At 70.6% G+C, this 18836-nt stretch carries 17 protein-coding genes and 1 riboswitch; of the genes, 11 read left to right on the forward strand and 6 right to left on the reverse strand.

Annotated features, from left to right (window positions below; translation table 11 throughout):
- Positions 1-55: 55 nt before the first annotated feature.
- Entirely contained in the window at positions 56-628 is a 573-nt protein-coding gene (locus IE277_RS06905; RefSeq protein ID WP_189949518.1) for a flavin reductase family protein, read from the reverse strand.
- A gap of 357 nt (positions 629-985) precedes the next feature.
- On the opposite strand from IE277_RS06905, the gene cdgB reads away from it, so the two are divergent.
- Positions 986-2641, forward strand: coding sequence for a diguanylate cyclase CdgB (gene cdgB / locus IE277_RS06910; protein ID WP_189949521.1), 1656 nt, complete (start codon positions 986-988; stop codon positions 2639-2641).
- Positions 2642-2757: 116 nt separating this feature from the next.
- Entirely contained in the window at positions 2758-3687 is a 930-nt protein-coding gene (locus IE277_RS06915; protein ID WP_189949523.1) for a carbohydrate-binding protein, read from the forward strand.
- A 441-nt stretch (positions 3688-4128) separates the two neighbouring features.
- Here IE277_RS06915 and IE277_RS06920 read toward each other — a convergent pair whose 3' ends face one another.
- From IE277_RS06920 to IE277_RS06930, 3 genes are all read right to left on the reverse strand, one after another.
- Positions 4129-5058, reverse strand: coding sequence for a 1-phosphofructokinase family hexose kinase (locus tag IE277_RS06920; protein ID WP_189949525.1), 930 nt, complete (start codon positions 5056-5058; stop codon positions 4129-4131).
- Positions 5059-5192: 134 nt separating this feature from the next.
- Positions 5193-6338: an N-acetylglucosamine-6-phosphate deacetylase gene (gene nagA / locus IE277_RS06925; RefSeq protein ID WP_189949527.1), complete on the reverse strand. Its 1146-nt coding sequence runs from the start codon at positions 6336-6338 to the stop codon at positions 5193-5195.
- Positions 6338-7339, reverse strand: coding sequence for an ROK family protein (locus IE277_RS06930; RefSeq protein ID WP_189950125.1), 1002 nt, complete (start codon positions 7337-7339; stop codon positions 6338-6340). Before IE277_RS06930 ends, nagA begins: the two co-directional genes overlap by 1 nt.
- Before the next feature lie 112 nt (positions 7340-7451).
- Between IE277_RS06930 and IE277_RS06935 the strand changes: the two genes are divergently transcribed.
- From IE277_RS06935 to otsB, 3 genes are all read left to right on the forward strand, one after another.
- Positions 7452-8738, forward strand: coding sequence for an extracellular solute-binding protein (locus IE277_RS06935; protein ID WP_444544840.1), 1287 nt, complete (start codon positions 7452-7454; stop codon positions 8736-8738).
- Positions 8739-8788: 50 nt separating this feature from the next.
- On the forward strand, positions 8789-9013 hold the full coding sequence (locus IE277_RS06940) for a DUF3263 domain-containing protein (RefSeq protein ID WP_189949530.1): 225 nt from the start codon (positions 8789-8791) through the stop codon (positions 9011-9013).
- Positions 9014-9088: 75 nt separating this feature from the next.
- Positions 9089-9922 (forward strand): trehalose-phosphatase, encoded by an 834-nt coding sequence (gene otsB, locus IE277_RS06945; protein WP_189949531.1) that lies wholly within the window; start codon positions 9089-9091, stop codon positions 9920-9922.
- A gap of 25 nt (positions 9923-9947) precedes the next feature.
- On the opposite strand, the gene IE277_RS06950 is transcribed toward otsB, so the two are convergent.
- Both IE277_RS06950 and IE277_RS06955 read right to left on the reverse strand, forming a co-directional pair.
- Complete coding sequence (locus IE277_RS06950) at positions 9948-11450, reverse strand: alpha,alpha-trehalose-phosphate synthase (UDP-forming) (RefSeq protein ID WP_189949533.1); 1503 nt, start codon at positions 11448-11450, stop codon at positions 9948-9950.
- A gap of 75 nt (positions 11451-11525) precedes the next feature.
- On the reverse strand, positions 11526-12470 hold the full coding sequence (locus tag IE277_RS06955) for a glucosyl-3-phosphoglycerate synthase (protein ID WP_189949535.1): 945 nt from the start codon (positions 12468-12470) through the stop codon (positions 11526-11528).
- Between the two features lie 161 nt (positions 12471-12631).
- Positions 12632-12787: riboswitch (SAM riboswitch) on the forward strand.
- A 17-nt stretch (positions 12788-12804) separates the two neighbouring features.
- Here IE277_RS06955 and thrC point away from each other — a divergent pair.
- The 6 genes from thrC to IE277_RS06985 all read left to right on the forward strand — a co-directional run bounded on the left by thrC (position 12805) and on the right by IE277_RS06985 (position 18789).
- Positions 12805-14091, forward strand: a complete 1287-nt coding sequence (thrC, locus tag IE277_RS06960) for a threonine synthase (RefSeq protein WP_189949537.1) — start codon at positions 12805-12807, stop codon at positions 14089-14091.
- Positions 14088-14363: a MoaD/ThiS family protein gene (locus IE277_RS06965; protein ID WP_071372534.1), complete on the forward strand. Its 276-nt coding sequence runs from the start codon at positions 14088-14090 to the stop codon at positions 14361-14363. The genes thrC and IE277_RS06965 overlap by 4 nt, the downstream gene beginning before the upstream one ends.
- 431 nt (positions 14364-14794) lie before the next feature.
- Positions 14795-15001, forward strand: coding sequence for a cold-shock protein (locus IE277_RS06970; protein ID WP_189949539.1), 207 nt, complete (start codon positions 14795-14797; stop codon positions 14999-15001).
- 318 nt (positions 15002-15319) lie between these two features.
- Positions 15320-16942 (forward strand): chaperonin GroEL, encoded by a 1623-nt coding sequence (gene groL, locus IE277_RS06975; RefSeq protein WP_189949540.1) that lies wholly within the window; start codon positions 15320-15322, stop codon positions 16940-16942.
- 201 nt (positions 16943-17143) lie between these two features.
- The gene (locus tag IE277_RS06980) at positions 17144-17443 is read left to right on the forward strand and encodes an SH3 domain-containing protein (RefSeq protein ID WP_189949543.1); all 300 of its coding nucleotides are present in this window, start codon (positions 17144-17146) and stop codon (positions 17441-17443) included.
- Positions 17444-17664: 221 nt separating this feature from the next.
- Positions 17665-18789: an NADH:flavin oxidoreductase gene (locus IE277_RS06985; RefSeq protein ID WP_189949545.1), complete on the forward strand. Its 1125-nt coding sequence runs from the start codon at positions 17665-17667 to the stop codon at positions 18787-18789.
- The last annotated feature ends 47 nt before the right edge of the window (positions 18790-18836 follow it).

The raw sequence follows: 18836 nt of genomic DNA on the forward strand, positions 1-18836 counted from the left end.
AATTATGCGACGGAATCGCGCGCCGGACTCAAGGGCGGTCCGGTGCGGGTCCGGCTCAGCCCAACTGCCGGTACCGGCCGCGGAAGTACAGCAGCGGGCCGCCCTCCGCGCTCGGGACGTGTGCGGTCAGGACGCGGCCGATGACGAGGGTGTGGTCGCCGGCCTGCACCCGCTGCTCGGTGTGGCACTCCAGCGTGGCCAGCGCCCCGCCGACCAGCGGGGCGCCGGAGGCCTCGCCGCGCGTGCAGGGGATGTCCTCGAAGAGCAGCCGGTCGCTGATGCGGCCCTTCATCGCGAACCGGCCCGCGATGTGCCGCTGGCTCTCGGTGAGCACCGACACCGCCCACCGGGGCTGTTCGTCGAGCAGGTCGTCCATGCGGGAGCCGGTGCGCAGGCTGACCATGACCAGGGGCGGTTCGAGCGAGACCGACATGAAGGCGGTGGCGGTCATGCCGACGTCCTCCATGCCCGGCGCGTCCGGGTCGTCGGGGTCCAGCGGCGGTTCCTGCGCGGTCACCAGGACCACTCCGGCGGCCAGCCGGGACAGGGCGGCCCGGAACTCGTCGTTGCTCACCCCCTCAGCATGCCCGGAAGCGGCGGTGGCCGTGGGTGACGGAGTCTTCAGCACGCCGGAAACGCTAATCTCCGCTCCGCGCGGCCCGCATCGGGCGTTCGCCCGAGCCGGGTCCTAGGACCAGCGGACGAGGCCGTACGCGCGCGTGCGACAACTGCGCGCCATCATGTGCGCGCGCAGTCAAAACCGCGTTCAGGAAACGCACAGGCCAATCGCGGAAACTCCACTCAATTGTTCACGTTCTCCTGTGACTTGAGTCACAAGGGGCAGGAATTGTTGACCCTGTGTACCGAGTGGGCAGCGCGCTGTGATTCAGTGGCGGGGAAACTCAGACAGCACCGTAAGAGGCACCTCAGAGAAGCGCCAAAGACAACCCTTGATTCGCTGCGAGGTCTCGGGGGGAGGGCGAACATGGAGACCGAGTCGGAGCCGTATGTCCGCCTTGCGTCCCTGCGGCAGCTGCACCAGGTCATGGCCGACATGAACACGGCGCGCAGTCTGGCGGACACGCTGCAGACCGTCTCCGACGGCGCCGTGAACGCCCTCGGGTACGAGATGGCGTGCGTGAATCTCGTACGCCCCGACGGCGATCTCGTCGTCGCCGCGTTCTCCGGGAACTCCGCGGCCGAGGCCCTGATCACCGGCCGGGTCGGCTCCCGCGAGTCCTGGGACCGGCGGCTGAACATGGGCGACCGCTGGGGCGACCTGGTCTTCATACCGCACACCGAGGGCTGGGTCCTCGACGACGACGACGTCCCGCAGTGGTACACCGACGGGCCCGCGCCCCGCTTCGAGGACGAGTGGCACCCCTCCGACCGCCTCTTCGCCCCCATGTACACACCGGGCGGGCAGGGCGGCTCCTGCGGGGAACTGCTCGGGGTCATCTCCGTCGACCGGCCGCGCAACGGCCGCCACCCCGGCGCCTGGGGCCGCGAGGCCCTGCAGATGTACGCCTTCCAGGCCGCCATCGCGATCAGCAACGCCCGTCTACGCGCGAATATGCAGCGGGCACTGGTCCGTCTGGAGCGCGATCAGCAGGCGCTCAGGGCCAGTGAGGAAAGCTTCAGGCAGGCCTTCGAGTACGCCCCCTCCGGCATGGCGATCGCCGAGATGGGCGGCGACCAGCACGGCCGCATCCTGCGCACCAACGACGCCCTGTGCCGTCTGCTGGGCCGTCCCGCCTCCGCGATGCGCCGCTACTCCTTCTCCGACCTCGTCCACCCCGAGGACATCGGCACCCTGCTGCGGACCTCCGCGGAGGGCGGCCGCGCGGAACTGCGCCTGGGCCGCCGCGACGGCTCCTACGTCTGGGTGTCCCTGCGCAACAGCGTCGTCGCGGACGCCGCCGACGGTCCCCGCTTCCTGCTCACCCACGTCGAGGACATAGAGGAGCGCAAGCGCCGCGAGCTGCAGCTCGCCCACCGCGCCTCGCACGACTCGCTCACCGGCCTGCCGAACTCCGCCGAGCTGCGCTCGCGCCTCGCGGCCCGGCTGTGCCGGCGCCCGGCCCACGCCGGCGAGCTGGAGTCCCTGGACGCGGCCTACGGCCACCCCGCCTTCGACGCCCCCGCCGGCCACGGCTTCGACTTCCGGCCGGGCGCGGAGGGGTACGACGGCTACGACCACCATGTGCACACCGTCGCCCCCGAGGACGACCGCGACGACGGCACCAAGGGCCTCGCGGTCCTCTTCTGCGACCTCGACGGCTTCAAGTCGATCAACGACCGCTTCGGCCACAACGCGGGCGACGCGGTGCTCATCGAGGTGGCGCGCAGACTGTCGCGGGGGGTCCGCGACGGCGACACGGTGGCCCGGCTCGGCGGCGACGAGTTCGTGATCCTCGCCGACGGCCTCGGCCGGGCCGACGCCCAGGACCTCGCCGTACGGCTGCGCAACGAGATCATCCAGCCGATCCGGGCCGAGGGCCGGGCCGTCCGGGTGGGCGCGAGCTTCGGTATCGGATGGGCGCATTGCGGCATGACGGCGGACGAAGTGTTGAAGTCCGCTGACGAGCGGATGTACGTAGAGAAACGATCGCGTCCCAAACAACACCGACGCGCCGGGTGATCCGCAGGTCAGGGACTTGATGCGATTCGAGTCACCCGTTTGGCTCAGCCTGAGCGGGTAGGCTCGCTCTTCCAGACCTGTATCGCACCACCCGCACCCGCTGAGGAGACCAAGGGATGACGCCCGGCGAAAACGGCCCGAGCACGCCCGAGGACGACGACCCGTTCGGCTATCTGTACGCAGACGGCCAGGCCAGAGGAGCCCAGCCGCCGTCCGGCGGTTACGGCTACCCGAACTCGGTCAGCAGGGTGCGTGCGGTCGGCGAGCGCCAGTACGGCCAGCCGCAGCCGCAGTACGGCCAGCCCACGATTCCGCAGCAGCAGGGTGCCTACGGTCAGCCGACCGCCGCGTACCAGGCCCCGGAGACCCTGCCCGGCGGCGCCCCGCCGAGCGGCCCCCGCACCGCGCCGCCCGCGCCCGGCCGCCGCGGCCCCAACACCAAGGGCCTGCTGATCGGCGCGATCGCGGTGGTCGCCGCGGTCGTCATAGGCATCAGCGTCGCCATGCTCAACGGCAACGAAGACAAGAAGACCGACAACCAGGCCAATACGACGCCGACCCAGTCCCAGAGCCAGGGCCCGAGCCCGTCGGGGAGCAGCTCGGCGGTGAGTGCCTCGATGAAGTCCGACGCCGGGGCTCTCACGCCGGCAGGCGGTGCGTCCAAAGCGTCGGACGTCAAGGGCGCGAGCTCCTCCGACGGCAGCTACGTGACCGGACTGAACCAGCCCGGCGCCTCGCTCACCTGGACCGTCAACGTCCCGTCGGACGGCCCGTACACCATGTTCGTGTACTACAGCGTCACGGGCGAGGACCAGTCGATGTCGGTCATCGTCAACGGCACCCCGTTCGGCGGCAAGCTGGGCTTGAGGAACTGGCGGGACGCCAAGGATGGCGACTTCGCCAACGGCTGGACCAGGTCCTATGTGTGGCCGACCCTGAAGAAGGGGTCCAACACGATCTCCATCTCCTGCGGTGCCGGCGACAAGTGCAACGCTCTGATCAGCAACGTGACGCTGAAGCCGGGCCAGGTCACGAAGGACACCTAGGCCGCGCGGGCGGGGCGGTCCGATGCTCGGTCATACGAGTGGTTAGTTCGGTGAGCGGTTTTTCGGAATGATTACTGGGGCAACTTGGCGGCGACGTTGTCCTAGACGAGGCGGAAAACCATGCTTGTACGCAGAGCTTTGGCCATCGCGGCCGCCACTCCTGTCCTGTTCGCCGCGATCGGAATGACCGGCGCATCCGCGGCCACTCAGCAGAAGCCCACCCCTGAGCAGTCGAGCACCCGCCCTGAGCCTGCCCCTGATGGCAGGCACAGCGAGGATGCCAGGCACAGTGAGGATGCCAGGCACAGTGAGACCAGAGGGGCTGACAGTTCGCGCGGTCGGGCCATCAAGTCCTCCGATGCCGAGGAGGAACCGGAAGAAGGTCTCCTCAGCACCGTCGCGGGAGAACTCTTCGACCGCGTCTCCACCACGAGATAGGGATCACGCGGCGCTGGCTCTGCCGGTCACCGATATCCGGCCCAGCAGTTCCTCGAACGTCGCCCGGTCGAACTCGCCCGCTGCCGGAGCCGCCACCGTCGCCGCCGACAAGGCGACCGCGCGGGTGAGGCGGTCCGGCCAGGGGAGTTCTTCGACCAGGCCCGACAGCAGGCCGGCCACCGCCGAGTCGCCCGCGCCCGTCGGGTTGCCGTGGACGCGGGCCGGCGGGGTGGCGCGCCAGTGGCCCTCCGGGGCGATGGCCAGCAGGCCGTCCGCGCCGAGGGAGGCGACCACCGCCTGGGCGCCGCGCCTGCGGGCGTCCTGGGTGGCGCGCAACGGCTCGTGGGAGCCGGTGAGTTCGGCCAGTTCGTCGGTGTTCGGCTTGATGACGTCGGGGCGGGCGGCGACCCCGCGGCGCAGCGGTTCGCCGCTGGTGTCGAGCAGGACGGGGACGCCGTGGGTGCGGGCGGCCCGGACGAGGGTCGCGTAGGCGCCGACCGGGACGCCCGGCGGCAGGCTGCCGCACAGGGCCACCGCCGAGACACCGGCGAGAAGTTCCTCGTAGCGGCCGAGGAAGGTGCCCCACTCGGCCGGTGTGATCTGCGGGCCCGGCTCGTTCAACTGCGTGGTGTCGCCGGTCAGTTGGTCCACGACGGCGATCGTGCGCCGGGTCGGGCCCGAGACCGGGACCAGCGCGTCCGCGAGGCCCGGGATGTCGCCGAGCCGGTCGCGCAGCACCCGCCCGGTCGCGCCGCCCACGAACCCGGTGACGATCGTCTCGTGCCCGAGCGCGGCCAGCACCCGGGCCGCGTTGACGCCCTTGCCGCCGGGCCGCTCGATGACCTCCGAGACCCGGTGCGAGGCGTGCGGCCGTAGCGACCGCACGCGATAGGTGAGGTCGAGAGCGGTGTTCAGTGTGACCGTGAGGATCACCCGGGCCGGCCTCCCTCGAAGTCCTCTGCGCCTGTCGTCGCGCCCGTCATCGGTTTCCGGGCCCCGATCATGCCAAAGAGACGGCGGCCGGCCCAGTCACGGGTCGGCCGCCGTCAAGGGAAAAGGCGGGCAGATCAGGCCAGTTGGGGCGGGCTGACCACCCACTCGCCCTGCCGCATCACGCCCTTGAGGCCGAAGTCCGCGTCCAGCAGGAGCAGATCGGCGTCCTTGCCGGGTTCCAGGGAGCCGATGCGGTCGAAGAGGCCCAGGAGGCGGGCCGGGTTGACCGACAGCGCCGTCACCGCGTCCTCGACCGACAGCTTGTCGACCGTCACCGCCCGCTTGAACGCCCGGTCCAGGGTCAGCGTGGAACCCGCGATCGAACCGCCCTGCACCAGCCGCGCCACTCCCTCGCTGACCTCGACCTCCAGCGGGCCCAGCATGTAGCGGCCGTCGCCGATGCCGGCCGCGTCCATGGCGTCCGTGATGAAGGCGACGCGGGAGGCGCCGGCGTGGTGGAAGGCCAGCTCCAGGGCGGCCGGGTGCAGATGCGTACCGTCGTTGATCAGCTCGACCGTCACCCGCTCGTCCTCCAGCAGGGCCGCGATCGGGCCGGGCGCGCGGTGGCCCAGCGCGGGCATCGCGTTGAAGAGGTGGGTGGCGACCGTGGCACCCGCGTCGATGGCCTCGACCGTCTGCTCGTACGTCGCGTCCGTGTGGCCGATCGCCGCGATGACACCGTGCTCGGCGAGCAGCCGTACGGAGTCGATGCCGCCCGGCAGCTCGGTGGCGAGGGTGACCATCTTCGCCTTGCCGCGCGCCGCGTCGATCAGCTTGCGGACCTCGGCCGGGTCCGGGTCGCGCAGCAGCGCCTCGGAGTGCGCGCCCTTGCGGCACGGCGAGATGAACGGCCCCTCGAAGTGGATGCCCGCGATCTCGCCCTGCTCGGCCAGCTCGCTCAGCAGCCCGGCCTGCCGCACCAGCAGGTCCATCTCGTCGGTGACGGTGGAGGCGACGAGGGTGGTGGTGCCGTGCGCGCGGTGGGTGCGGATCGCGCGCAGCGCGTCGGCCGTGGTGCCGGAGAAGGAGGCTCCGCCGCCGCCGTGGTTGTGGATGTCGACGAAGCCGGGGATCAGCCAGTGGCCGGAGACGTCGATGACCTCGGCGTTCTCGGCGGCCGCGGCCACGATCCTCGTACCCTCGACGGACACGCGCCCGTCGGCGACCACTCCGCCGGGCAGCACCACCCGAGCACCTGCGAGAACCAAGCTGGGAGCCATCAGGCACGTACCTCCGAGGGGTCGGTGGGGTCGAGGTCGGTGGAGTCGGGGTCGGTGGAGTCGGGGTCGGTGGAGTCGGGGTCGGTGGAGTCGAGCAGATCCTGCGCCAGCAGTCCCGCGCCCAGGCAGCCGGCCGTGTCACCCAGGGCCGCGGGGACGATGGCCGGCAGCTTCTGGAAGGTGACCCGCCGCCGGACGGCGTCCCGCAGGGGTCGGAACAACACTTCCCCCGCCTCCGCGAGACCGCCACCGATGATCAGGGTGCGCGGGTCCAGCAGGGTGAGCGCGGTGACCAGGCCGTCGGCGAGCGCGTCCACCGCCTCCTGCCAGACGCGGACGGCGTCCGGGTCGCCGGAGGCCACGGCCTTGGCGCAGTCGGCGGCGTCCGCGTCCGGGTCCCCGCAGGCCGCCGCCCAGGCCTCGCTGACGGCGGAGGCGGAGGCGTACCGCTCCAGACAGCCGTACTGCCCGCACGGGCAGGGGGTGCCGGACGGCCGTACGACGATATGGCCGATCTCGCCGGCGAAGCCGTGCGCGCCCGCCTCGACCCGGCCGTCGATGCCGATGGCGCCGGCGATCCCGGTGCCGAGCGGCACGAACAGAAACCGGTCGGCGCCCTTGCCCGCGCCGATCCGGCCCTCGGCGAGGCCGCCGGTGCGCACGTCGTGGCCGAGGGCGACGGGGATGCCGAGCCGCCGCGTGAGCAGTGCGCGCAGCGGTACGTCCCGCCAGCCGAGGTTGGCCGCGTAGGCGGCGACGCCCCGCTCCTCGTCGACGATGCCGGGGACCGCGATGCCGGCGGCGACGGGCGGCGCGCCATGGCGCTCGGCGCCGTACGCGTGCAGCTCGGCGGCGAAGTCGAGGATCGTCTCGACCACCGCGTCCGGGCCGCGCTCGCGTCCGGTGGCGCGGCGGGCGCGGTGGAGCAGTTCGCCGTCGTCGCCGACGAGGGCGGCCTTCATCCCGGTTCCGCCCACGTCCAGGGCGATGACATGTCTCACCACGGCACCTAGTGTGGCCCGCCCACCCGCGAGAGGTCTAGTCCACTCGCGTGGTGTAGACCTTATCTGTCCATATGTTGAACGGTCAGACAGCAGGGTTGGGGCGTTGAGGGTGCGTCGGCGTACGGCAGGAACGATCGCGGTGGTGTCCGCACTGGGCATGACGGCGGTCCTCGGCGGCTGCGGGAGCATGGGCTCCTCCGACGTCACACTCAGACTGGTCGCCGCCGACTACGGCGACTCCGCCGCGAACAGCTCCAAGAAGTACTGGGACGCCCTGGTCAAGGAGTACGAGGCCAAGCACCCCCGCGTGAAGGTCGACGTCAGCGTGTACTCGTGGAACGACGTCGACGCCAAGGTCAAGGACATGGTCGCAGCGGGCAACGCCCCCGACCTGGCCCAGATCGGCGCCTACGCCGACTACGCGGCCGCCGGCAAGCTCTACCCGGCCTCCGACCTGCTCTCCATCCGCACCCAGGCCGACTTCCTCTCCCAGCTCTCCGACGCGGGCCAGTGGAACCACACGCAGTACGGCATCCCCTTCGGGGCCTCCACGCGCGTGCTCTTCTACAACAAGACCCTGTTCGCCAAGGCCGGCATCACCACCCCGCCCACCACCTGGGACGAACTGGCCGCCGACGCCAAGACGCTCAAGGACAAGGGCGTGAAGTACCCCATGGCGCTGCCCCTCGGCCCCGAGGAGGCCCAGGCCGAGACCATGCAGTGGCTGCTCAGCGGCGGCAACGGCGGCAGCGGCTACACCGACGACATCGGCACCTACACCATCGACTCCACACAGAACGTCGACACCTTCACCTGGCTCAGGGACGACCTGGTCGGCAAGGGCCTGACCGGGCCGGTCGCGCCCGGCAAGCTCAACCGCGCGGACGCCTTCGCCGCCTTCGCCGACGGCCAGGTCGGCATGCTCAACGGGCACCCCACGCTGATCCAGCAGGCCGGGAAGAAGGGCGTGAAGTTCGGCATGGTGGCGATGCCGGGCCGCACCGGCAAGGCCAGGGCCTCCATGGGCGTCGCCGACTGGATGATGGCCTTCAAGCAGAACGGGCACGCCGACCAGGTGGGCGACTTCCTCAACTTCGTCTACAGCCAGAAGAACGTCCTCGACTTCTCCCGCCAGTACGGCCTGCTGCCGGTCACCGGCTCCGCCTCCAACGCCATGAGCGCCTCCGACGCCGCTCCCGACGAGGCCCTGCACCCCTTCCTCGACCAGCTGCCGACCTCCGAGCTGTACCCCGCCGGCAAGACCTCCTGGGCGGCGGTCAGCGCGGCCGTGAAGCAGAACATCGGCCAGGCCGTCGCCCCCGGCGGCAGCCCCTCCGGCGTCCTGACCCGCCTCCAGGCGACGGCGACCGCGGCGGACAGCAGCAGCAAGAGCTGACCTCCGCCGCCGGCGCCCGGCTGTCAGTGCCGGCCGCTACGGTGGCTGTCATGGAACTCGGCCCCCGCGAACACGCCATCCTCGCGCTGGAGCGCCGGGGCTTCACCGGCCCCGGCGTGAAGGAGCGAGCGATACGCGAGGAACTGGGCCTGCCCCCGGTCCGCTACTACCAGCTGCTCAACGCCTTGCTGGACGACCAGAGAGCCCTGGCCCACGACCCGGTGACGGTGAACCGCCTGCGAAGGGTGCGGGACGCTCGCCGCTCGGAGCGCTGAAGCCGACCGGCGCCGGCCGGGTCCGGGGCGGAGCCCCAGGAATGACGCCGGCCGAGCGTGGATAGTGTCGGGGGTATGGACCCTCTGCCCACCCCGCAGACCCAGCCCGGCCGGGACGGACTCGCCGCCCTCCTGGCGAAGCCCGCCGCCGCGATCGTCGGCCTCGACTTCGACGGCACCCTGGCCCCCATCGTCGCCGACCCCGACCAGGCCCGCGCCCACCCCGACGCCGTACCCGCCCTCGCCGCCCTCGCCCCGAAGGTGGCCTCCGTCGCCGTGATCACCGGCCGCCCCGCCGGCGTCGCGGTCCGCTACGGCGGCTTCGCCGGTGTCCCCGGCCTGGAGCACCTGACCGTCCTCGGCCACTACGGCGCCGAACGCTGGGACGCGGTCACCGGCACCGTCACCGCCCCCGCCCCGCACCCCGGTGTCGCGGCGGTCCGCGCCGAGCTGCCGGGCGTCCTGGACCGGGCCGGCGCCTGGCACGGCACCTGGATCGAGGAGAAGGGCCGCGCGGTCGCGGTCCACACCCGCCGCGCCGACGACCCGCAGGCCGCCTTCGAGGCCCTGCGCGGCCCCCTCGCCGACCTCGCCACCCGCCACGGCCTGATCGTCGAGCCCGGCCGCCTGGTCCTGGAACTGCGCCCGCCCGGCATGGACAAGGGCGTCGCGCTCGCCGAGTACGTCCGCAAGACCGGCGCCGAGTCCGTTCTCTACGCCGGCGACGACCTCGGCGACCTGCCCGCCTTCGACGCCGTCGGGGAACTCCGCGCCGACGGCCTCCCCGGCCTCCTGGTGTGCAGCGGCAGCACGGAGGTCACGGAACTGGCGGAGCGCGCGGACGTGGTGGTGGACGGCCCGGCCGGCGTCGTCCACCTGCTGCGCACGCTCGCCGCCCAGCTGGACTGAGGCCGCCCGGCCGGACCGAGGCGACTCAGCCCGCCCGCAGCTCCTCCAGCGCCCGCAACTGCTCCAGGAACCACTGGGCCGGGGGAAGCGCGGTGGCCGCCGCCGCCAGCCTCTTGGCGCGGTCCGCCCGCTCCTCCGGCCTGAGGGACAGCGCCTCGTGCAGGGCCCGCGCGGTCTCCAGCACGTCGTACGGGTTCACCACGAGCGCGTCGGCGCGCAGCTCCTCATGCGCCCCCGCCTCCCGGGACAGCACCAGCGCACAGCCCTGCTCGGAGACCACCGGCACCTCCTTCGCGACCAGGTTCATGCCGTCCCGGATGGGGTTGACCAGGGCCACGTCGGCGAGCCGGTAGGCGGCCAGCGAGCGTGCGAAGTCGTCCTTGACGTGCAGGACGACCGGCGTCCAGCCGGGGGTGCCGTAGACCGAGTTGATCTCGTCGGCGACGCGCCGCACCGCCGCCGTGTAGTCGCGGTACACGGCGAGGTCCTGCCGCGACGGATACGCGAACGCGACATGCACCACCCGCTCCCGCCACTCGGGGTGCTCCTCCAGCAGCTGCCGGTAGGCCAGCAGACCGCGCACGATGTTCTTGGACAGCTCGGTGCGGTCGACACGCACGATGGCCTTGCGGCCCTCGCCGATCTCCGCCCGCAGCGCCGCCAGCCGCTCCTCGACGTCCGGCCGGTGCGCACGCTCCCGCAGGAAGTCGCCGTCGGCACCGAGGGAGTGCACGCCGACCTCGGTCCTGCGGTCCTCCCGCAGATGCTCGACCGCCCCCGGGGCACCCGACGGCCGGGCCACGCGGTGGCGCTCGGCATCCAGACCCTCGGCGCACCTCATGAAGGCCGTCGCCCAGCGCCAGGTCAAGAAGGCCACCCGGTCCGCCCCGAGCATGCCCGTCAGCAGCTGCTCGCGGATGTCCTCGGGGAGCAGCTCGAAGTACTCCCGGGGCGCCCACGGGGTGTGCGAGAAGTGCCCGATCCTGAGGTCGGGGCGCAGCGCCCGGAGCATCCCGGGCACGAGACACAGGTGATAGTCCTGCACCAGCACCGCCGCGCCCTCGGCCGCCTCCTCGGCCAGCGCCTCGGCGAACGCCCGGTTGTAGGCCTCGTACGACGCCCACTGGCGCCGGAACTCCGCGTCGAAGACCGGCTCCAGCGGGGTCTGGTACAGCATGTGGTGGACGAACCAGAGAACCGAGTTGGCGATGCCGTTGTAGGCGTCCGAGTGCACCCGCGCGTCGATGTCGAGCATCCGCACCCGCTGTCCGCCGGTGTCCTCGCCCGGCAGCAGCCCGCCGGCCGCCCGCCGTACGGCCGCGCGGTCGCCGTCGCCCAGCGCCGCGCACACCCACACCGAGCCGGCGTCCGCCCCGATGGCCGACAGCCCCGAGACCAGCCCGCCCCCGCCCCGACTGGCCCGCAGCCCGCCGGCCCCCTCGTCCTCGTCCACCGTGTACGAAACCGGCCCGCGATTGGACGCGACCAGCACCTGAGCCTTCTCGACAGCACCCTGCGTGGCAGCCATGGTCCACAACCTAGCCCGGCTCGGAAACGCTCAAACGTACGGACCGGGTGGCGTGCGTGGACGTATACGACCGGTTCACGCCACCTTGTGTTCGGCGTACTCCGAGATCTCCGCCATCGGCGGCCGCTCCTCGGTGTCCAGCGAGTAGGTGTGCGGTTCGAAGCCGTCCTCGCCCCGTTCGAACTGGGTCAGCGCGGGGCGGACCAGGTGGCCGCGGGCCAGCCGGAGCTGGGCCGTGCGGTAGATCGCCGCGGCCATCCGGCCCAGCGCCTGTCCGTCCTGGTGGCGGTGTTTGCGGACCCCGACATCGACCTGGGCCAGCGCGTCCAGGCCCACCAGATGCACCGCGTCCACGAGCATGCCCAGCTCCACGCCGTAGCCGACGGGGAAGGGGAGCTGTTCCAGCAGGCCGCGGCGGGCCGCGTACTCGCCGCCCAGCGGCTGGACGAATCCGGCCAGCTGCGGCCAGTGCAGATTCAGCAGCGGGCGGGCCATCAGCTCGGTGACCCGGCCGCCCTGCCCCGGCGCCGTGCCGAGCGGACGGTCGTACATGGCCTTGACCAGATCGACGCCCGGCTCGGTGAGCAGCGGGCCGACGATCCCGGAGACGAAGTCGGAGGAGAACTCCTTGAGGTCGGCGTCGACGAAACAGAGGATGTCCCCGCTGGTCACCAGCAGGGAGCGCCACAGCACCTCACCCTTTCCGGGGACGGCGGGAATGCGCGGGAGGATCTCGTCGCGGTGAACGACCCGGGCGCCCGCGGCGGCGGCGACCTCGGAGGTGCGGTCGGTGGAGCCCGAGTCGACGACGACGATCTCGTCGACGAGGGGGACCTGTTCCACGAGGTCGTGACGGACGACCGCGACGATGTCGCCGACCGTCTCCTCCTCGTTGAGCGCGGGCAGTACGACGCTGATCGTCCGGCCCGTGCGCTGCTTGGCGGACAGGATCCGGTGGAGCGGGCGATCGGCCACGGACCAGGAGCGGGTGGCCAGCCAGCGCTCGACTTCTTCCAACACGGTCTGCGGCTCCTCACTGTTCGTGATCACAGGGGGGCGAGCGAGTGATCCATCTCGCGGTGCGGACGACTATCTCAACTCTCCCGGCCGTCGGTTACAGTCTTGAACAACGCCGATGACCATCGCATGTCGGAGGTTCTGAAGCGTTCACAACCGAATACCGCTCATCCAGAGGGGCAGAGGGACACGGCCCGATGAAGCCCCGGCAACCCTCCAGCCGGCACTCGCAGATCCGCAGCGATCGCTCCGCGAGGCTCCCGGCTAGGGAAGGTGCCAAATCCGTCTCATGGCGAGATGCGTCATGAGGAAGATGAGGAGAAAGGGCCTCGCCTCCATGGCTGTGCAGACAGTTGCAAACTCCAGCGATTCCACCGTCGACCTCGGTCCCGCCGCGGCGCTGAGCTGCCGCGAGTGCGGTCACCGCGTCCCGCTCGGCCCGGTCTTCGCCTGCGAGGAGTGTTTCGGCCCGCTGGAGATCGCCTACGACTTCTCCGGCCACGACACCGAAGAGCTGCGCCGCCGCATCGAGGCCGGCCCGGCGAACATCTGGCGCTACGCCCCGCTGCTGCCCGTCCCCGCCGACGTGGCCGGCAAGCCGAACCTGAACCCGGGCTGGACCAAGCTCGTCAAGGCCGACCACCTCGCCGCCGAACTCGGCGTCACCGGCGGCCTGTATGTGAAGGACGACTCCGGCAACCCGACGCACTCCTTCAAGGACCGCGTGGTCGCCCAGGCCCTGGAGGCCGCCCGCGCCTTCGGCTTCACCACCCTGTCCTGCTCCTCGACCGGCAACCTCGCGGGCGCCGTCGGCGCCGCCGCGGCCCGCGCCGGCTTCCGCTCCTGCGTGTTCATCCCGCACGACCTGGAGCAGGGCAAGGTCGTCATGGCCGCGGTCTACGGCGGCGAACTGGTCGGTATCGAGGGCAACTACGACGACGTGAACCGTTTCTGCTCCGAGCTGATCGGTGACCCGGCCGGCGAGGGCTGGGGCTTTGTCAACGTCAACCTGCGGCCGTACTACGCGGAGGGCTCCAAGACCCTCGCGTACGAGATCTGCGAGCAGCTCGGCTGGCGGCTGCCCGACCAGATCGTGATCCCGATCGCCTCCGGCTCCCAGCTCACCAAGATCGACAAGGGTCTGAAGGAGCTGATCGCGCTGGGTCTGGTCGAGGACCGGCCGTACAAGATCTTCGGTGCGCAGGCCGAGGGCTGCTCGCCGGTGTCGGCCGCCTTCAAGGCCGGGCACGACGTCGTACGGCCCCAGAAGCCGGACACCATCGCCAAGTCCCTCGCCATCGGCAACCCGGCCGATGGCCCCTACGTCCTGGACATCGCGCGCCGCACCGGCGGCGCCGTGGAGGACGTCACGGACGAGGAGATCGTCGACGCCATCAAGCTGCTGGCCCGCACCGAGGGCATCTTCGCGGAGACGGCGGGCGGGGTGACCGTCGGCGTCACCCGCAAGCTGATCAAGGACGGCGTCCTGGACCCCACGAAGACCACGGTCGTCCTCAACACCGGCGACGGCCTGAAGACCCTCGACGCGGTGGCCGGCACCGGTCTCACCGCCACCATCCGCCCGACCCTGGACTCCTTCCGAGAGGCTGGTCTCACCGCATGAGCGTCACCGTCCGCATCCCGACCATCCTGCGCACCTACACCGGCGGGCAGGCCGAGGTCGCCGCCGAGGGTGCGACCCTCGCCCAGGTCATCGAGGACCTGGAGAAGAACCACACCGGGATCGCCGCCCGCGTCCTGGACGACCAGGGCAAGCTGCGCCGGTTCGTCAATGTCTACGTCAATGACGACGACGTCCGCTTCGAGCAGGGCCTGGAGACCGCGACCCCGGACGGCGCCGGTGTCTCCATCATTCCGGCGGTCGCCGGCGGCTGATCGTTACCTTGGGTAACTTCAGTCACGCATTGTTCATCGAATTGCCTCCTCCGCGAGAGAAGCGGAGGGGGCAATTCTGTGTGATTGAGCGCGGTACAGTTGGGGCACCCGGTCGCGCTCTTCGGGGTGCGAGCCCCGGATTCATGCCCGCAAGCCCGACAAGAAGTAGCCAAAATGCACGGGTTTTATGCGGCTTTTGTGACGTTTGTGTGGCCCGACTTGCCCCGAAGTCGGATGAATTCACACCACATTCCGGACCGTTGCCGTCCAGAATTCTCGTCCGATTGACCTGTTGCAGACGGCAGTTGGACAGATACATTCAGCCGCGGTCGACGCGTTCCGGCGCACGCCCCCGTCGATTAGGGGGTGAGGTCTGACCCGGGTCCGCGAAGTGTGGATCTGTGCAAGGGCCAGTAATAGGGGAGTTAGGCATGGCTCAGGGCACCGTCAAGTGGTTCAACGCGGAGAAGGGGTACGGCTTCATCGCGGTCGACGGTGGTGCGGATGTTTTCGTCCACTACAGTGCGATCCAGATGGACGGTTACCGCACCCTGGAAGAGGGTCAGCGGGTCGAGTTCGAGATCTCGCAGGGCCAGAAGGGCCCGCAGGCGGACATGGTCAAGCTGGCGATCGGCTGAAGCGCGCGTCGACTGACACCGACGTTCTTCTGTTCGTCTTCGAAGGGCCCGCACCCCCTGGGGTGCGGGCCCTTCGGCATGCCCCGGCGCGGCGGGTGCCGCTGCCGCCCGCGGATCGCCCGGAGTCGCTTGCACTCGGAGGGGGCGAGTGCTAATCATTGGCGTTAGCACTCTGAAGGTGAGAGTGACAAAGAAGGACCGGGTCGGTGAGGCCCGCGGGCCACGTGGGGCAAGGAACCACAAGGCCGGCGAGCCGTCCGTCGCGGGCGCGGGCGCGGTCCGAAGGAATCACCCCCAGTCCTGGAGGGACCACTTCACATGGCCAAGATCATCGCGTTCGACGAGGAGGCGCGGCGCGGCCTCGAGCGCGGCATGAACCAGCTCGCGGACGCCGTGAAGGTGACGCTCGGCCCCAAGGGCCGCAACGTCGTCCTCGAGAAGAAGTGGGGCGCCCCCACGATCACCAACGATGGTGTCTCCATCGCCAAGGAGATCGAGCTCGAGGACCCGTACGAGAAGATCGGCGCCGAGCTGGTCAAGGAAGTCGCCAAGAAGACGGACGACGTCGCCGGTGACGGTACGACCACCGCGACCGTGCTCGCCCAGGCCCTGGTCAAGGAAGGCCTGCGCAACGTCGCCGCCGGCGCCAACCCGATGGCCCTGAAGCGCGGTATCGAGAAGGCCGTCGAGGCCGTCTCCGCCGCCCTGCTGGAGCAGGCGAAGGACGTCGAGACCAAGGAGCAGATCGCCTCCACCGCGTCCATCTCCGCCGCCGACACCCAGATCGGCGAGCTCATCGCCGAGGCCATGGACAAGGTCGGCAAGGAAGGCGTCATCACCGTCGAGGAGAGCAACACCTTCGGTCTGGAGCTTGAGCTCACCGAGGGCATGCGCTTCGACAAGGGCTACATCTCCGCCTACTTCGCGACCGACATGGAGCGCATGGAGGCGGTGCTCGAGGACCCGTACATCCTCATCGCCAACTCCAAGATCTCCTCGGTCAAGGACCTGCTCCCGCTGCTGGAGAAGGTCATGCAGTCCGGCAAGGCGCTGCTGATCATCGCCGAGGACGTCGAGGGCGAGGCCCTGTCGACCCTGGTCGTCAACAAGATCCGCGGCACCTTCAAGTCCGTCGCCGTCAAGGCCCCGGGCTTCGGCGACCGCCGCAAGGCGATGCTGAACGACATCGCCATCCTCACCGGCGGCGAGGTCATCTCCGAGGAGGTCGGTCTCAAGCTCGAGAACACCTCCCTGGACCTGCTGGGCCGCGCCCGCAAGGTCGTCATCACCAAGGACGAGACCACCATCGTCGATGGTGCCGGCTCCTCCGAGCAGGTCGCGGGCCGGGTGAACCAGATCCGCGCCGAGATCGAGCAGTCGGACTCCGACTACGACCGCGAGAAGCTCCAGGAGCGCCTCGCGAAGCTGGCCGGCGGCGTGGCCGTCATCAAGGCCGGCGCCGCCACCGAGGTGGAGCTCAAGGAGCGCAAGCACCGCATCGAGGACGCCGTCCGCAACGCGAAGGCGGCCGTCGAGGAGGGCATCGTCGCCGGTGGTGGCGTGGCCCTGCTGCAGGCCTCCCAGGTCTTCGAGAAGCTGGAGCTCGAGGGTGACGAGGCGACCGGCGCCAACGCCGTGAAGCTCGCCCTGGAGGCCCCGCTGAAGCAGATCGCCGTCAACGGTGGTCTCGAGGGCGGCGTCGTCGTGGAGAAGGTGCGCAACCTGACCGTCGGTCACGGTCTGAACGCCGCCACCGGCGAGTACGTCGACATGATCGCCGAGGGCATCATCGACCCGGCGAAGGTGACCCGTTCCGCCCTGCAGAACGCCGCCTCCATCGCCGCGCTGTTCCTCACCACCGAGGCCGTCATCGCCGACAAGCCGGAGAAGGCCGCCGCGCCCGCCGGCGGCGGCATGCCGGGCGGTGACATGGACTTCTGATCGACCTCTGGTTGATCCGAGTCTTTACCTGGGGCGGCACCCCCGGCCTTTGGCCGGGGGTGCCGCCCCAGGGCGTTTCCGCGTGAGCCGCCGCCCTCCTTGAAGATCATGAACATGCTATGTTCCTCCCGATCAAGATCATCTGATGTGGCTTCATATGGCGCATTCAGGTGGCTTCACATGGCTCATCCAGGAGGAAGTGTGTCCTTCGCAGTACGGGGGAAGCGCGGCATGGCACTGACCGGCCTCGCGGTCGCCGCCGCCATCGGTGGCGCGACGCTGGCCACGCCGGCCTACGCCGACGATGTCTACGGCCACTGCACCGGGGACGGTGTCCGCATCCGCTCCAACCCGAGCACCTCCGGCACGGTGCTCGGTCTCTGCTACACCGGCGAACGCCTGGCGCACCGGGACGTGTCCGGTGACGGCCAGTGGGACCTGGTCTACGACGTCGACAGCGGCGTCACCGGATGGATGTCCCACAGCTACTACAGCTGGTGACATGTCCCGCTGAGGTATCGGTGAGGGTCTAGGGAAGAGGTCGTCCGCCCATGTGGCAGGGCGGCCTCTTCTTGTTGTGGCCGGTGTCACATGAGGGCTGTGCGGGGTTCGGGAATGTGAGGCCGCGCATAGGCGGTTACTTAAGAAGCTGCAACAATGCGTGCACACATACCGGCCGGTTAACAGGTCGGCCCGCACCGTACTCACGAGGAGCCCCCCACGTGACCGCCACCCCCTCCGCCTCCCGCGCGGCCCGGATACTGTCCCGTCCGATCGCGCTCAACGGCCTCACCGTCCCCAACCGGATCGTGATGGCGCCGATGACCCGGATGTTCTCCCCCGGCGGCGTCCCCGGCGAGGACGTGCGTTCGTACTACGCGCGCCGCGCCGCCGCCGGCGTCGGACTGATCGTCACCGAGGGCACCTACGTGGGCCACACCTCGGCCGGGCAGAGCGACCGCGTGCCGCGCTTCCACGGCGAGGAGCAGCTGGCGGGCTGGGCGAAGGTCGCCGAGGACGTGCACGCGGCGGGCGGCACCATCGTCCCGCAGCTGTGGCACATCGGCATGGTCCGCAAGGACGGCGACGCCCCCTTCCCCGAGGCCCCCGCGATGGGCCCGTCCGGCCTGGTCACCGAGGGCGCCGAGACCACCGGCAAGGCCATGACCCAGGCCGACCTGGACGCCGTCATCGGCGCGTTCGCCGAGGCCGCTGCCGCCGCCGAGCGCATCGGCTTCGACGGCGTGGAGCTGCACGGCGCCCATGGCTACCTCCTCGACCAGTTCCTGTGGGCGGGCACCAACCGCCGTACCGACGCCTACGGCGGCGACCCGGTGGCCCGGACGAAGTTCTCCGCGGAGATCGTCGCCGCGGTCCGCGAGGCGGTCTCCCCCGAGTTCCCGATCCTCTTCCGCTACTCGCAGTGGAAGCAGCAGGACTACGCCGCCCGGCTCGCCGAGACCCCCGAGGAGCTGGAGGCCATCCTGACCCCGCTCGCCGCGGCCGGCGTCGACGTCTTCCACGCCTCCACCCGCCGCTACTGGGTGCCGGAGTTCGAGGACTCGGACCTGAACCTGGCGGGCTGGACGAAGAAGCTCACCGGCAAGCAGACCATCACCGTCGGCTCGGTCGGTCTCGACGGCGACTTCGTCAACGCCTTCAAGGGCGAGGGCTCCCCGGTCCAGGGCATCGACAACCTCCTCGACCGGCTGGAGGCCGACGAGTTCGACATGGTCGCCGTCGGCCGTGCGCTGCTGCAGGACCCGCAGTGGGCGGCCAAGGTGCTCGCCGACCGCTTCGAGGAGCTGAAGCCGTACGACGCGGCCGCGGTGAAGACCCTCAGCTGACGCCTGGGAGCGGGCACTTGTGATCCTCCTCGCGCGTTCCCCTGATG

This window comes from Streptomyces alanosinicus, from assembly GCF_014650595.1.
GTDB classification, from domain to species: Bacteria; Actinomycetota; Actinomycetes; order Streptomycetales; family Streptomycetaceae; genus Streptomyces; species Streptomyces alanosinicus.